The organism is Leptospira interrogans, from assembly GCF_900156205.1.
In the GTDB taxonomy this organism is placed as follows: Bacteria; Spirochaetota; Leptospiria; order Leptospirales; family Leptospiraceae; genus Leptospira; species Leptospira interrogans.
This window is the reverse complement of sequence record NZ_FTNA01000006.1, coordinates 135888-152568: the sequence shown is the minus strand read 5'-3', so window position 1 is coordinate 152568 and position 16681 is coordinate 135888. Positions and strand designations below refer to the sequence as shown.

The following is a 16681-nucleotide window of genomic DNA, read 5'->3' as shown; positions in this document are numbered from 1 at the left end:
GGTGAAGTCATTCTTTAGTTTGATTGAGCAAATTTATAAAGATAGAGATTATTTAACTCGCAAACGAGCTACTCATCTTTTTGTTTTTAATATTGCTGCGTCACTCTTGGGAGTTTCATCCGCGGTTTTTCTATGGTTTGCCAAAGGAGAACTTTTTAGAGTGGGATTTGCCGTTATGACGTTTGCATCTTTGATTTCTTTTATACTATTATTGCGAAAAAAATTTGAGCTGGCTTTAAATATAATTTTATTTGCAACTATTGTTTCTGTAACTGCGGGTTGGTTTTGGGGAATTCCTAATGCGGGTTCGGACGTAGGTAATAAAAATATCATTCTCAGTATATTTATTATGATTTTTTTATTTTTTACGGACGTTAAAAAAACCATCTTTATCATGTTATACTGTCTTATTTTAATTTTCATAGATGAGTTTTATCTCAAAGAACACGATGTGGTTTACACAGCGGATCGAATCGGTTTATTTTTTATGTTTTCAGTAATTTTGATTCTCACGGTAAGAGCTTTATATGGATCCGTTCAAGAAAAGAACGAATTGATACAAGAAATTCATCATAGAGTTAGAAATAATCTTCAGGTAATTTCCGGTTTAGTGGAAATGCATAGTGGGTCTGGTAAAGAGAATCTGCAAATCATATTATCCGATTTTCAAAATCGTATATTAGCAATATCTGAAGTTCATAATTATCTATATAAGTCCGAAAACTATTTCGAAATCGATTTTGTCGAGGTGATGGATAAGATTATTCTAAATCTTTCTCATAGATTGGGAAAACGTTCGATCAAGATAGAAACTGAAGCTGAGTCTACTTTTTTAAGAATCGAAAATGCGATTCCTTGTGCTATGATTTTCAACGAATTGTTATCCAATTCTTTAAAACACGCTTTTCGTTCGGAAAAAGGAACCGTTCAAATTTCGTTTCGAAAAAAAGGAGATAAATATTACCTTCAAGTTTCTGACAATGGTTCAGGAATCAAGGATTTTAAAATTTGGTCCAAACCGAAAACGGCTGGTTTCACTTTGATACAAATATTAACAAAACAGATTAAAGGTCGTTTTCAAATTTTCTCTGAAGGCGGTTTTACTACGGTTTTAGAGTTCAACTCAATCTAAAAAAGGCTAAACAAGTTATAGTTTTATAATAACTGAGTGATGTTAGAAATGAATGCCCATCTAATTTCTCAAAAAACTGTTCTTGTGTGTAAATTCACTATACTTTACGAATTGTTTTGTAAAAAAAATATTTTCTCTTCAAGTCTGATTAAATAGGGTGAGTTTTTTTGTTTCTCGGGTAGGCGGAAAGAAGAGGGTAAGCGGATGAAATTTTCAGGATTAACCAATCATATTTATAAAGACAGGGATTATCTTACTCGAAATAGGGCGTTCCATCTTTTCATTTTTAATGTGGTGTCGCTTTTATTGGGTTTATCTGTGAATTTTTATGTTTGGTTTGTGAAAGGTGATCTATTACGTCCTGGTTTTTTAATCATCATGCTTGCATCTGCAGTCTCTCTGTTTTTTTTATTGAGAAAAAAATTTGAATTGGCTCTCAGAATTATTTTGATCGCAAGTGTAATTGCTGTTAGCGTTGGTTGGTTTTTTGGACTTTCTCAGGGAAATTCTCCTTTGGACGAAGGGAATAAAAATATTGTTTTAGCTATATTTATTATGATTTTCTTATATTTCGCAAATGTAAAGCGAACTCTTCTAATTGCGGTTTACTGTTTTGTTTTGATTTTTATGGAAGAGCTTTTAATGCAACAAATTCATGAATCTATTCACATGGCTGATCGAATCGCTCTATTTTTCATGTTTTCTGTAATTTCGATTATCGCCGTAAGAACTCTTCATGGATCGATTGAAGAAAAGAACGAATTGATACAAGAAATTCATCATAGAGTTAGAAATAATCTTCAGGTTCTTTCCGGTTTAGTAGAAATGCATAGTGATTCTGATCAAGGGAATCTTAGGAATATATTATCTGATTTTCAAAATCGTATATTAGCAATATCTGAAGTTCATAATTATTTATATAAGTCCGAAAATTATTTCGACATAGATTTTTCGGAAGTGATTGAAAGAATCATTGCAAATCTCATTCATAAATTTGGTAAACAATCTGTAAAAATAGAAAATTTAACGGAACAGATTTTTTTAAGAATCGAATATGCGATTCCTTGTGCTATGATTTTTAGTGAACTTTTATCTAATTCTTTAAAACATGCGTTTTCTTCGGATATGGGGAAAATTGTCATTCGGTTTCATAAAGAAGGAAATAAGTATCGTCTTCAAATTGAAGATAATGGTTCTGGAATATCTGATTCTAAAACTTGGTTGAAACCAAAAACTTCTGGTTTTAAATTGATTCAACTTTTGACCAGACAAATAAAAGGTGATTTTCAAATTCTTTCGGATTCTGGTTCCATTGCTGTACTTGAATTTAACGCTTAAACATATTCAAAATTTAGAATATTTATTTAAACACTTATATTAAGGTTGTTGAAAAATTCCATAGTGAAGATTTGTAAAATTGCTTCAATTGTCCGTTTCAATACAACGGAAACAGATCAAGAATTAATTTTTCAACAACTCTATTGATCTTTACAAAATATGTTTATATGTCGAGTTTTCACAAAAAACTTTTTTGGAAATATTCAACTTTATAGAAACTCAGTTTATATGTTGAGCTTACCTTAAATGACGTAAGTAAAATCTAAGAGATTTTTTTATAAACTGATTTCTTATAAAGAATAAATGTAAGAACTCCCTGACTTGAATCACAAAAAATGAATGTTTAAAAATTTTTAAAGAATTATCGTGTAAAATTTTTTGAGGTTTTGAGACAAACTCTGATAGAGTTATTGAAAAACTCATTTTTTTCTGTTTTTATTAAAACGAATCGATAAAGAATTTTGTTCATAGTAGATACAAATTTTTTCAATTACTTTGATATAGAAATTACTAATTTAACGATGAAAAGATAATTTATAAATTTTTCAAAGATATATAATCTGTAGGAACAATCACTAAACTACGTTAAGTTAAAATAATTAATTCGTTTTTGTGATGCTCGCAGTAAGAGTGATTTTATACAAAAATTTAATTATGATTCTTTTTGGATTTTATAGATCTTTTTAAAAAAGAATCTTTCTGTAAAATAGAATGGTACTCATACTTTTCCAGCAGGAAGTTTACAATAGAGTTGTTGAAAAATTCCATAGTGGTGATTAACAAAACTGCTTCAATTGATAGTTTCCATGGAATAGAAACAAATGAGGAATTAATTTTTCAACAATTCTAATAGAGTTTTTGAAAAATTAGAATCTATTTCAAAAGTACTTTAGAATTCGGAATTTTAAGAAAAGATAAAGTGTTTTTGAGATGGTTTATAGTCTTCTTTCGTTACTCATTACTATATAACAAAGCTCCCAATTTTTTGCATTGAAATAATGTTTTGCGATAAAAATAAACGGTACTCAATTTTATTAATTATAGAGGTCAGTAAAACGAATCGATAAAATCATTTTGTTAGTCGTAGATATGGATTTTTTCTGTAACTCTATTATAAAATTTTATTTTTTGAAAATATGATTTTATTCCAAAAATCCTAAAATAATTGAAAACGGTCTTTAAATAATGGTAGAGTTTTTTAAGATGTGTTTTAGATAAATTGTCAAGGTTTCTACCGCTCAAAAATAATCTTGACTCAATAAAAATTTAAAAAAGCTGGAGCCCGAATCTACAATTTCTAAAATCAAAAATAGATTCAAAAATTTTAAAGAACGGAACCTTTCCAGGTTTTGACTCCACTTCCTTCGATCGGAAATGGGTCTCCTAAATATTTCGGATTTGTTTTGAATAGGTTCATATCAATCCAGGCCAGAGTTCTTGCAAAAAATTCTCTAAATCTGCTGAAAGGCCCGCTTGTATAAATTCTTCGATCGGATTCAAAAGCTTGAAATTTAAGACCGATTTTATTTGCAAGAAACGCTGCTCTAGGTTGGTAGACTCTTTGGCTGACAAAAATCAAATCTTGAATCTGAAAAATTTCCTTTGCACGAACCAATGTGTCTAACGTTCTAAAACCCGCGTGATCTACGAATATATCTTTTTCGTTTACTTCGTTTTTAAGAATATAGAGTAACATAGGTTTTACTTCGTTGTAATAAATGGAACCGTTATCTCCAGAAAGAAGAATTTTTTTCACCTTACCCTGGTGATATAATTCTAAAGCACAGTCCAATCTATCTTTTAAAACAGCGGAAGGTTCGTTTTTATAAACGGAAGCTCCGGGAACTACCGCGACCGTTGCTGGTTTTGCTGATCTATGATTTTGAAATCTTTCTGTACGAAGATATAATTCTTCAAAACTAAAATCGATCGCAATGGGAATGGATATAAAAATACAAAAAAAGAAAAAACTTCGGGTGTAAAACTTGGATTTTTTAAAGTAATCTAACTGAAACACAGAATTTTGGAATCCTTTAAAATCAGCGATTTTTTCATGTAAGCTTACAAGCCAAATTTTAATAGAAAAAGCCCTTTTTTACTTTTCAGTAAATCTGAGTCAGGAAAAATTTTCGAAACAGGAAACAAAACTTTGAGTTACAGGTCATATTTACTGAGTAAAAACCTAATGAATCTCCTGAATTCGTTTGTCAGAATTACTGTCGCCGGTTGTTTTTTAAACCCGGCGGTTGTTTTTTCCCAGGAATTAATGGGGTTACGTTCTGGTGTGGATGCTAATTCCACTCCGGTTCGGCAGTTAGCACCTATTCGACAGTTAAGAAGTTTTGGTTTAGTGTTTGGAAATGTAGATACGGTAAGAGAAAGATTTGCACTTTCCGAAAAACAACTGGATGAGATTTCTAAGATCAATGAGAAGCATAAAAAAGAACATCTTAAGTGGCTCCAAAAAATTTCTCCTATCGAAATTGAACTCGAAGGGCTTTTAATGGAGCCTAACGTGGATCTTGTAAAAATCAGAAAGTTACTTGTCGAAATAGGAAAATACTCAGCCGAAATTCGGATCAATCAAATTTCGCACCGTCTTGCTATAGAAAAAGTGCTTACTCAGGATCAAAAATCCAAAATCAAAGAACAACGTCCGGAGTCCAAATTTCCTGTGAATCTTTTTTCTCCGGAGAGAATTATCCTTCCAATACAAGGAATTTTACATTGAGGTATTCATGGAGCAAAAAGAATTTACTGAACTAATCGATTCAACAAAACATATCGTACTTTCGGCGATTAAAAAGAATCTGTTTGAGGAATTTCACGATTCTATTGACGATGTAGTACAGGAAACTTACTTCCGGGCTTATAAAAGTCTTTCTGCAAATAAGTTCCGAGGAGATTCTTCTGTAAGCACCTGGCTTTATACGATTGCAAGAAACGAATCTTTGAGAATGAATCAAAAGAGATCCAGACAAACGGCGCTTGCAAGTAAGTTAAAAGAAAAAGTGATCTTTGATAATAATTCCAATCAAGAAAAAGAATCTATTAGTTTTACTGATTTTGAATTGAAGGATCTTTTAGCAATGCTTCCTTGGAAATATAAATCTGTACTAAGTCTTGTAGGTGAAGGGTATAAGGAACAACAGATTGCGGAAAAACTAAGTATTCCAGAAGGAACCGTAAAATCTAGAGTATTTCGCGGAAAACAGATGTTGAAAAAGAATTTAATAGATAAGCAGTGATATAGGATCAAAGCAGAATGGAATCTAACGGAATAGACAAAGAAATTTCGGACAGACTTTATAGCAAAGTTTGGAGTTCTAAAATCTGCGACGCGGTTTATAAAAAACGCCGCTGGAGAATGATTCAATTTGGATTGATCACATTTTTGTTTGCGTTTTTTTCTAGCTCGATTGTTTGGTTGGCTTTTTTTGAAAACCGAGAAGCTGAGCTTGCACGTAATGAGCTTCAGTTTTGGGTTCAGGAGCAAATTTATGGAACGACCGTAGAAGCTGAATCCAAAGTTCAAGATAAGATTTATAGTCAAGAAACAATGAAAAAAAATCCAGTTTCTTTAGATGTGGATACTTTAATTGAAGCTTCTTTAGATCGTAGATAACGTAAGATATATTAAAAAATTCTAAACCTTAAAATAGATTTAAGAATGGCTTTTACTTTTTAATTACAGCGTGCTTTAAAAATTTAATGTTGTCCTATCAAAAAAACTAAGTTGTAAGAATTGTCCAAGTTTTAAGACAGATTTATATGTTGAGTTCACGTTAAGTTAGAATCTAAAGTCTTTAGTCTCATTAGATCTACATAAGTAATACTTATGGGCTTGGTTTCCACTTGACCTGTATTTCCCCTAGGTAGACTCTTAGCCAGGAGTCTTAAATCCTATGGAAAAAGAAATCCGCAAACGGTTGGATCGGGTTAAAGAGAAGGGTCATCAAAGATTAACTGTACTTCTCATTCCTCACGGTTTCGATAAATCCTTTCATTTTCAAATATCGGTTTTTACGATTTTTTTTCTTTTTAGTCTTTTGATTTCCATTTTAGGAATCGCAGTTTTCGGAATTGTAAAATACAATAATACAAGAAAACAAATCAACGCACTATCTCAAGTTTATGGGAAATATTTCGACGAATACATTGAATATTCGGAACAATTAGAAGGAGTTCAAGACGACTTTCTGGCTCTTACGGAGAATTTAGAGGAGATTTATTCTCTAATCGATGGACATGGGGACGAGATGCTAAAACTTCCCGATGAGTCTGATATAGAAACGATCGCACTTGCGGAGTTAAAAACCGAAGAATCTGCCGACAAAGATCTTATGTTAGGAAGAAGTTATCTTTCCGAAATCTACGGATATAGAACTGCGCGGGTTTATATGGATAAACATCGCCCTTTAGTGGATAGCGTTTACGATTTTTTAAATCTCAGATACGATGTAATGGATGCGATCCCTTTTGGAGAACCTTTGTATTCTTACAACCTTACTTCTTATTTTGGAACTAGAAGATCGCCTACTACTGGTTATATGGAATATCATGACGGAATCGATTTAGCAAATGTTCCCGGAACTCCAATTTATGCTACTGGTAATGGAAAGATTCATCGAGTCATTTATTCTAACCGAGGTTACGGAAATCATATCGTAATTCAACATGCAAATGGTTACTTTTCACTCTTTGGACATTGTACTAAAATTTTTGTAAAAGACGGTCAACAGATTCGAAAAGGAAACTTGATCGCTACAGTCGGTTCCACAGGAAACGTTACCGGACCTCATTTACATTATGAAATTTGGATTGGAGAATCCAATCGCACCGATCCTATGGAATATCTCAAAGTTCCAGTTTATTAATCTCAATCCGGATACAATATGCCAAAGAAGAAGGAAGACTCCCAGAAAACTCTTTCGGAGAAAGAGGCCAAGGGACTTATAGCCAAACTCTCCGACGAAATACGTCATCACCAATATCTCTATTATGTAAAAAACGATCCGAAAATTTCTGATTTTGATTTCGATCAGTTATTCAGGCGACTTCAAGATTTAGAAGAAGAGTTCCCGCAGTTTAAGGATCTTGCAAGTCCTACTTTGGTTGTAGGTTCTGATTTAGATAAGGACTTTGAAAAGTTTCAACATAAACTTCCTGTATTATCTCTTATCAATACGTATAATGATAATGAGTTATTAGAATGGGTCAATAAGACTGATCCGGAAGGATTGTATTCCGTAGAATGGAAAATAGATGGGGCTTCTATTGTACTATATTATGAAAATGGAATTCTTAAAAACGGAGTTACTAGAGGTTCCGGCGGAATTGGAGATGATGTTACAGATAATATCCGGACTATTCGGAATATTCCTCTTCGTTTGCCGGAGCCGATAACGGTTTATCTTCGCGGCGAAGTTTTTATGACTTTTAAAGATTTTGAAGAATTTAACGCACTTTCTTCCGGTAAATATGCAAATCCGCGAAATTTGTCTGCCGGATCTATCAAACAAAAAAATTCCTCGGATACAGCAAAACGTCCTCTTAGGATTTTTACTTACGACGCAACTTTCCCGAATATGGAAAAAAAATTTAAAACACACCAAGAAATTTTTTCCAAACTCGAAAAGCTTACGTTTCCAGTTCCGCCTAACACGGCCTTTGTGAGCGGATCTAAAATTGCAAAAACTATCCAGGAATTTAAAAAGCAAAAAGATTCTTTGGGATTTCCGACCGACGGTCTTGTTATCAAACTAAACGATATTTCTAAGCGGGATGCACTTGGTTATACTTCTCATTCTCCTCGATGGGCAAGAGCGTATAAATTTGATGCAATCATGAAAGAAAGTAAGATTGTAGATATAACTTATGCAGTTGGTCGAACTGGAAAGATTACTCCTAGAGCGGAAATAGAACCAATAAGTCTTGCGGGTACTACCGTTACATTTGCGACTCTTCATAATCAAGATTATATAGACGAACTTGGAGTAGGGATCGGTGCGATCGTAAGAGTGGCAAAACGTGGAGAAATTATTCCTGCGGTAGAAGAAGTAGTTACTCCTGGTAAAGAAGTTTTTAAAATTCCGGATCGTTGTCCTTCTTGTAATACACAAACGATTAAGAAAGAAAGTTTAGTCGATCTATTTTGTCCTAATCCGGATTGTCCCGATCGTGTGAAAAATGGAATTATCTTTTACTGTCAGAGAAAGCAGATGGATATAGAAGGACTCGGGGATAAACAGATCGAGTTCTTGTATGATCACGATTATATAAAGTCTATTGCGGACTTGTATGATCTGAAGGATCAAAAAGAGAAGTTAATGGAAGAAGAAGGTTTTGGAGAAAAGAGTGTAAACATTATTCTCAAAGGGATAGAACAATCCAAACAAAAGGATTTTCGTTTTTTACTTCCTTCTCTTGGACTCTCGGAGCTTGGTCATAAGGTAACGGAATTGTTAATCGAACACGGGATCGATTCTATAGACGAAATTCTTTCTATTGCGAAAGATCAGAAAAAAATCGAATCTCTTTTAGAAATTCCTGGAATTGGGCCTTCTACAATTCAAGCTTTTCAGGAAAATTTTTCTGATAAAAGAATTTTAAAACTAATAGAACGTCTTAAAAAGGCGGGTCTTAAAATGAAAGCGGACCCCATTCAGGTTGCGGACCAACAACCGTTTGCGGGGCAATCTTGGTGTGTAACCGGTTCTTTTGAAAACTTCCAGCCAAGAGATAAAGCGATGGATCTGATTGTTTATTATGGTGGAAGAAAGGTGAGTGCTGTAAGTTCAAAAACTACTCATCTTTTAGCTGGACCTGGTGCCGGATCTAAATTAGAAAAGGCGAATGAACTTGGAGTTTCTGTTTATGATGAAAAACAATTTTTGGATTTGTTGAAGTCTTTAAAAATTGATTTCAAAAATCTTATTTAGAGTTTGTTGTAAAGCGGTTAAATATAATTTTATATATTATAAAATTATATTTTTTTAAAATGTACTTTGGGAATTTTAAGTTTTCTGTAAAATGTAATGACTCAAACAAATTGTAAATGTGTAGATTGCGTTAATCTAATTGCTACAAGTACAGAGATCAAAAGGAGATCTCAACAACTACTCGGACGCATGAAAGTAATATTACTATGAACTTGTTTCAAAGGTTAGAATATACAATCTCCTTTAAAAACAGCTAACAATTTCGGATTAGACGCTCTTTTTAAGAACTTCCTTATTTTTGTAAAATCGACAGTTAATTTCAGGCCCATTTTCATGTGTCTGAGTAACAACTTAAGAGAAAGTTTTAAGGTTCTTACATTTTAACTAGGAAAGTTTGATGTAAGAAACCTATGATTCTGAAAAAAGTTGAAATCTGAACTTTACAGATCGGTTCTTTCAATGTGGAACGGACACAATTTATAAAATAGAAGTTTATAATAATTGAATCTATTGTATTCAAATTGTGGGAACTATTTTGTTTTGTTGTAAATACTTATTATGAAGATCCACAAAAATATATCGAAAATAAAAGAGAAATTTTACAAAGATTACATGATCATTTCGGAATCAATCGATTTTTTTAAAGGAGTTCCTATGTTCTAATTTTTGAAACAAACTTATAAAATTAGTGTATTAATAATTTATGATGAATGAATTTTATATTTAATTAATGATTTAAAAAATTAAATTCGTTTATGATGGTTTTTTAAAAAGAGTTATTGAAAAATTAACTCTCCATCTTGTTTCTGTTTTATGAAATAGTCGATTGAAGTAGTTTTGTTAATCGCCGCTATGGAATTTTTAAAAAACTCTAATATTTTTGGATAGTTTTAATTTGTTGCGAGTTTATCATAACCGAGTAGTGTTCGGTTTAAGATAAGTTTCCGATTTAGACGAGTTGTAGGCTCTCTGTCGTGAAAAGTTTGGTAAAATGAAATACTTTAGAACTTTAAATTATACTGGAGTTAATTAATTGAGATGTTATTTTTAAATCCATACATAAAAGACGAGGATCTAGATTTTTACAATACGGTCAAAGAATTTGCAAAGGAAAAAATTCTTCCTTCTGTAGAACAAAGGGACGAAGATTGTACTTGGGATAACGAATTATGGAAAGAAATGGGTTCTATAGGATTATTGGGAATTCCTATTCCAGAAGAATATGGAGGTCAAGGAGGAAATTGTTTTCAATGTTGTCTTGCACAAGAAGCGTTTAACGCGGGTTCGTTGGACTCTGGGTTTGGACTTTCTTGGGGAGCACATATGATTATTGGAAGTCTACCGATTTTATTTCAAGGAACTGAAATTCAAAAAAATAAATATTTACCTAAGTTAGTTAACGGAGAATGGATTGCTGGTTTAGGATTGACCGAACCCGATTCCGGATCGGATGCCGCCGGGATGAGAACTTACGCGGAAAAGACGAAAGACGGATTTGTTTTGAACGGAAGTAAAACTTTCATAACTAACGGACCAATTGGCCAAGTGTTTATCATTATGGCAAGGACTACAAAATCTCGTGGACCGATGGGAATTTCGGCGTTTATAGTAGAATCTAAAAACAAAGGGTTCAGTGTTTCTAAGGTTTTAAAAAAATTAGGGCATAATACTTCTACAACCGCAGAACTTACATTCGAAGATATGTATGTTCCAGATGAAAATTTGTTGGGTCCTTTACACTCTGGATTTTTAAGAATTGGAAAAGCAACTTTAGAATGGGAGAGAACTGTACTTCTTGCTGCTTTGATGGGAGGGATGGAAAATATATTAGAAAATTGTATTCGATATTCATGGCAGAGACAACAGTTCGGAAAATCGATTTTAAATTTTTTTGCAATTAAGGAAAAGATTGCGAGAATTTGGGTTTATCTATGTGCAGCAAGAAGGATGACTTACTTTGTAGCACGTAAAAAAGATTTTGAACCTAACGTAAGTTTGCCGATGGAAAGTTCTATTTTAAAAGTATTTGCTTCTGAAGTAAGTGAAGAAGTTGCATCTGATGCGGTTCAGATTTACGGAGGAATGGGCTATATGAGAGAGGTTTCGGTAAGTCGATTTTATAGAGATGTAAAATTGGGGACGATTGGAGGAGGAACTTCGGAAATTCAAAGAAGTATTATATCCGCGAGTTATGGAGGATACGAACCTTATCGAAAAATAATTCAAAGTGAGCTCATAGAAGACAAAATAAAAGAAACTCCAATCGGTGAATTGATGCGATCTTTGGGTGTTTTAATTCAAACCGTGGGAGAAAATCCAGAAAGGAAAAAAAGACAAGTCTTTGAGTTTGGATTTGCGGATTTATTAACTTTAACGACAATTTTAAAATTAAGCCTATGGGACTTAACAAGAACCAACGGTCATTATGAAACTAATGATAAAGAAAGAGATTTTAATATACTCATATATTATCTTACAGCCAGGTATATTCGAGGAATTGCATATTTAAAGGAATTAAATGAAGACGGAGTCAGCAAACTATTAAAAGCATTTGGAAAATTGAACGCGCCTGAAAAAGAAATAGAAGAGAGTATAGAATATTTAAAGTCGGGTATTTTGGATAATATAACATTCGGAAAATAGGAGTAATTTAGGCGCGTCAGAGGACTGTGATGAATTTCACTTTATTCGTTATAAACTGAGGAATATTCTCTACACTACTGTTTTTTACAATGGTTAGTGGTTATAATTGTTTCTGTTCTCGTAAAGCCGAATTTGCGGTAAATTGAGGCGTAAACATTTTAAAAGAAATTTTTCTTTGTATCAATTTATTAATTTCGTTTTGAGTTTCCATGAATATTAATTAACGTGAATTTAACATAGGGAATCCATGGTTCATTTTTCTAAAAAAAGTTGTGATCTCAATTCCTAAAATATGAGAACTCCCACAAATCAGGATTTTACGAACAAATTCTAAAATTGTAGGAACTCATACTTTTAGAAAATTCTTTCTCGTTTTTTTACACTGAACTCACGTTAGTTAATGTTCGTTATAAACAATAGATATAGTAAAACAACGCTTACTCGGGCTATATAAAAGAGTATCTAATTCAATAGTTTAACATTCCAATAACATGAATTTGAAGTAATAAAGTTTGGGTGAATCCGGTATTGTCGAATTGCGATTTCAGCTTTGATCAACAAATTGAGGACTCGCTTGAAAACAAAATCTTTTCCTGATTTCAATTTGTTATAGAACGCTATGCTTCGAACGACCTAAAACGTGACTCAAAAAACTCAGCACTCTCTGAGGAGAAGATATGTTACATTCTAAGTTTTTAAATTATTATTTTCATGCGTCCGAATTAGTAAGACAAATATTTTGTTTATGTGTGATTTTAGATGTTCTTATGTAGCGTTGACAGTAAAACTTATTTCAAAAACATAAAATAGACGATCGGAGAAATTAAGTATGTATAAAAAAGGAAAATCTTATGAAGAGATTGAAATCGGAGAAAAGGCGAGTTTTACTAAAACGATTACGGAGACCGACATTTATCTTTTTGCAGGCATCAGCGGCGATTTTAATCCACTTCACGTAGACGAAGAATATGCAAAAACTACGATATTCGGAACCAGAATTGCACATGGAGGGCTTGCAGCGTCTTTGCTTGCGCCCGTTCTTGGGATGAAATTGCCCGGTCTTGGAACGGTGGCCTTGGAAACTGTGACCAAATTTCGAAAACCAGTTTATCCCGGAGATACAGTTACCTGTATCGTAGAGGTAAAAAGTAAGATTGAAAAGATGAAAATGATACAAATGAAAATACTTTGGACTAATCAAAAAGGAGAAATGATTGGAAAAGGAGAATGTAAAGTTCTACCACCTGGTTTCAACATAGAAACAGTCAATTATGATTAAAAGTAACTGTTTTAAAAATTTTTCGGTTTGTTTTTGAACATTATTTGAGAGATTACCTAAAACTATAAGATAAAATATCTAAAACTGAGACACTTGAAATTTTATGATGTTTTAATATGTCTATAAGTATTTTTAAACTTATATTTAATAGAGTTGTTGAAAAATCAATCCTCCATCTATTTCTATTTTATGGAAACGGACAATTAAAACAGTTTTGTTAATCTGAACTAGGAAATTTTTCAACAATTCTAATAAATAAAATCCAAAGGTAAATCTATGAACCCTGTTGTATTGGGAATAAGTGATTCGATAGTTTCTGACTTTCCGGATGAATATAAAGAATGGACCGGAGAAAGAAAGGTATTAGAACATTATAAAAAATCAATATATGATCTTCTGGAATTTTTAGAAATGAAGCCGGAAACTCTTAAAGAAATTCTCACCGATTTTGTAAGTATAGAGCCAGCGTCTTTGGGAAAAGCAGGATACGGACATAGTGCACGGATAGCGAATGAACTCGGCTATACTGGATTTCGTTCTCATCTTATGGATTTAGGAGGAGCCAGTGTGACGGGAGCGTTGGGACAAGCGAGAATAATTCTTCAATCTGATCCGGAGGCAGTGGTATTGATTGCAGCTGCCGATATTCCAAAATCTGCGTTTAAGCAAATATCTGATCTAAAGCGTTTAAACGAGATCGTATGTCATCCGTTATACGAACTCAACTACGGGGCAACTTTGATTTCTATGTACGGACTTTTGATGAAAAGGATGATGTATGAAAACAGTATTACTCAGAAAGATCTCGAACAAATTACAAAAAGATTTAGAGCGAACGCTATTATAAATCCTAGAGCAAGTGTATATGGACAAGAAATTACAGAAAAACAAATCACTAGAACCATCGTCGACCCATATTCAGCACCTATGATTGCGATTGTAACCGATCATGGATTTGCCACTTTACTAGTATCCGAAAAAAAAGCAAAAAAACTGCAGACTCAAGGAAAGATCAAAAAAGGAATCAATCCAATGTATTTGATTGGAGCTGGACAAGCGGTACATTCAGAATATTTTATGTTTAAGGGAGACTTTGCTACACCTGCCGGAAGAGCGGGAGATCTTGCTTTTTCCACTGCGGGAATCGAAAGAGAAGAAATCGATTACGCATGGATTTATGACTGTTTTGTCGGAATGATAATTCTTCAATCATCAGAATACTTTGGGGTTTCCAAAAAAGAAATTTCAGAAAGTCTAAAAAACGGAATTATAAAATTCAAAAATGGTAAAACAATTTTGGTTAACCAAATGGGAGGAATTTTAAATTATCAAGCTGCTATGTCAGTTTCTGCGGCTACCGGTTTGGTCGACGTAGCGGCGCATTATGGATTGTATTCTAAAGAATCGCCTAACGTTTTAATTACGCGCCCCGGAAAAACTTTATTGGGAGGCAACGGAGGAATTGACAGTATTAATTCGGTAGCGATTTTCTCATCCGAACCTTCTAGATTAAAACCGAAAAAGATAAAAATAAAACGGCTTTTTTTAAATCAAAATTGGGCGAATGATAATGAAATTGGAACACTTTATTCTTCTACGACTGTAAATTTAAATCCAGGATTTATTACAAAAACACCTTATTCATTGGCACTTGTAAAAATGCAACCGGGTCGTTATGTAATGGTAAATGTATTTAATTCAAAAGGAGAACTTTTAAAAACAGATCAAGACTTTCAGTTTGATTCTTCAAAACTAAAAATCCGAAACGAAAACGGCATTTTGAAAGGAATTTTAATATAAGCTGAAAGAAATTTTTAAAATGATCAGTCAGACATTTTCCAAGACTTCGCAAAATTTAGGATTGGATCGATTTATGCACATAAAGGCTGAGAATGTTCGAACCGGACAGGTTCGGGTTTTTAATGGTTCCGATTTAATTCTGGTTCCTGATTCTTCCCATGAAAAAGAAGGAACTATGTTTCTTCATGGAAGAAGAGTCGAAAATTGTCTCAATCTTAGAAAATATTCTACTTTTTTTGTAGTTGCAGATTTTGTCTCTAAAACAGGATTTCCAGATAAAATTAAATTACAAGAAATCGGACCAGATGGGTCCGTTTTTGAAGTTTCCCAGAGTAAAATAGATTGTTACCGAGTTATGGGAATATTTTTAGAATAAGAATTACTTTCTGCTGGATTTGAACTCCTATAAAAATAGAATCCGTAATCAGACATTCTTTCCTAGGGGAATTCAATCATGGTCCAAAAGAAGAAGACCAAAGTTCAAAAAACAACGTCTAAAAAAAGTAAAGGCTCTGTAAATTCTTCGATTACAAAAAACGATATTCGACTTTCTGATATGTTGGATCTTGCTGCGGAAGAGTTCGTAAAAACGATCGAAATTATGGCAAGACTGACTTCTGGAAATAGGACAAAGCTCAAAAATTCTATCAAAACAGCGGCTAAGAATATTCTAAAAGATTGATAATGATTTTTTTTAAACGATTCGTTTTCTAATTGAGTCAATTTTTTTCTGAAAAAATCGAAGTGTTTCAGAAAACTTTGGAAAAAAATTTCCAAAATTGATTCGATTTTTTAAGAGAATTGTAGTCAACTATAAGTATGGAAAACTTATTTCTGATCACTCTACTATTCTTAATTTTATTTGAGCAGTATAAAACCAGGGTTTCCCGGGAGAAAGTTCCGATTCGTGCTTTAAAACAGTACGTCCATCGTTAATATTCAATTCTTGATTGAGACCGGGAAAATTCTCGGTTTCTCACTTTTTTCTTCCTTTTTATTTCATTTTAACCTAACACTAATTTAGTGTACAAGTTATGGTTCGTTTTACCGTAAAGAAATTGGATATAACTCTTCCATTGAATTAAATTTTGGCTCTCTATCAATATTAGAGTTGTTGAAAAATAATTTTCTTCTTCATTACTCAAGGCCATAGAATTAGCGTGAGTTCGACGTAAGAAAATCTTAGCGAATAAAAAAACTCAATACAAAAGCCCTGAATTAAGCAAAACGTTCCTTATGATCCGTGTTTTAAGTCGTAGTTTGCGACTGTACTTTTTGTTTTAATTCCTTTGGAATTTAACTCAATTACGCTTCTTATTGGCGCAATATAATAATCGTTTTCGCATTGTTAGGTATCTCAAAAACTTGTTTGAGTGCAAAATACTGAATATCTTTGTTATAGAGTGATCATTAAAAAGAATGAATCGCGTAGTTTTGTTAATACTAGTTTTGCTGGTTTTCAAAGTGTTTAGGAATCAAGCAAAATCTCATGCTAAACCTTTCAAAAACTAAACTCATCATCGGCGGATGAGACGGTTTCTGTGGGAA

General features: G+C 32.9%; 13 protein-coding genes. 12 read left to right on the top strand and 1 reads right to left on the bottom strand.

What is annotated here, in order from left to right; all coding sequences use genetic code 11:
* Position 1: 1 nt before the first annotated feature.
* Positions 2–1132 (top strand): sensor histidine kinase, encoded by a 1131-nt coding sequence (locus BW942_RS07335; protein WP_000834508.1) that lies wholly within the window; start codon positions 2–4, stop codon positions 1130–1132.
* Positions 1133–1336: 204 nt separating this feature from the next.
* Positions 1337–2470 carry a sensor histidine kinase gene (locus BW942_RS07330; RefSeq protein ID WP_000672464.1) on the top strand — a complete coding sequence of 378 codons (1134 nt, stop codon included), beginning with the start codon at positions 1337–1339 and terminating at the stop codon, positions 2468–2470.
* A 1324-nt stretch (positions 2471–3794) separates the two neighbouring features.
* Here the strand turns inward: BW942_RS07330 and BW942_RS07325 are convergent.
* On the bottom strand, positions 3795–4487 hold the full coding sequence (locus BW942_RS07325) for a SanA/YdcF family protein (RefSeq protein WP_000487065.1): 693 nt from the start codon (positions 4485–4487) through the stop codon (positions 3795–3797).
* A 168-nt stretch (positions 4488–4655) separates the two neighbouring features.
* Between BW942_RS07325 and BW942_RS07320 the strand changes: the two genes are divergently transcribed.
* From BW942_RS07320 to BW942_RS07275, 10 genes are all read left to right on the top strand, one after another.
* Entirely contained in the window at positions 4656–5201 is a 546-nt protein-coding gene (locus BW942_RS07320; protein WP_001050790.1) for a Spy/CpxP family protein refolding chaperone, read from the top strand.
* A 7-nt stretch (positions 5202–5208) separates the two neighbouring features.
* Positions 5209–5718, top strand: coding sequence for an RNA polymerase sigma factor (locus tag BW942_RS07315; protein WP_000435437.1), 510 nt, complete (start codon positions 5209–5211; stop codon positions 5716–5718).
* Between the two features lie 17 nt (positions 5719–5735).
* Positions 5736–6095, top strand: a complete 360-nt coding sequence (locus BW942_RS07310; RefSeq protein ID WP_000445427.1) for a hypothetical protein — start codon at positions 5736–5738, stop codon at positions 6093–6095.
* Between the two features lie 280 nt (positions 6096–6375).
* Positions 6376–7347, top strand: coding sequence for a M23 family metallopeptidase (locus tag BW942_RS07305; protein ID WP_000409996.1), 972 nt, complete (start codon positions 6376–6378; stop codon positions 7345–7347).
* An 18-nt stretch (positions 7348–7365) separates the two neighbouring features.
* Positions 7366–9411 (top strand): NAD-dependent DNA ligase LigA, encoded by a 2046-nt coding sequence (gene ligA / locus BW942_RS07300; RefSeq protein WP_001124828.1) that lies wholly within the window; start codon positions 7366–7368, stop codon positions 9409–9411.
* Positions 9412–10449: 1038 nt separating this feature from the next.
* On the top strand, positions 10450–12054 hold the full coding sequence (locus BW942_RS07295; protein ID WP_000898172.1) for an acyl-CoA dehydrogenase family protein: 1605 nt from the start codon (positions 10450–10452) through the stop codon (positions 12052–12054).
* A gap of 829 nt (positions 12055–12883) precedes the next feature.
* Entirely contained in the window at positions 12884–13333 is a 450-nt protein-coding gene (locus BW942_RS07290; protein ID WP_000276952.1) for a MaoC family dehydratase, read from the top strand.
* A 276-nt stretch (positions 13334–13609) separates the two neighbouring features.
* Entirely contained in the window at positions 13610–15133 is a 1524-nt protein-coding gene (locus BW942_RS07285; protein WP_001070403.1) for a thiolase family protein, read from the top strand.
* A gap of 19 nt (positions 15134–15152) precedes the next feature.
* Positions 15153–15509 (top strand): hypothetical protein, encoded by a 357-nt coding sequence (locus BW942_RS07280; protein ID WP_000625513.1) that lies wholly within the window; start codon positions 15153–15155, stop codon positions 15507–15509.
* Positions 15510–15587: 78 nt separating this feature from the next.
* Entirely contained in the window at positions 15588–15815 is a 228-nt protein-coding gene (locus BW942_RS07275) for a hypothetical protein (RefSeq protein WP_000250249.1), read from the top strand.
* The last annotated feature ends 866 nt before the right edge of the window (positions 15816–16681 follow it).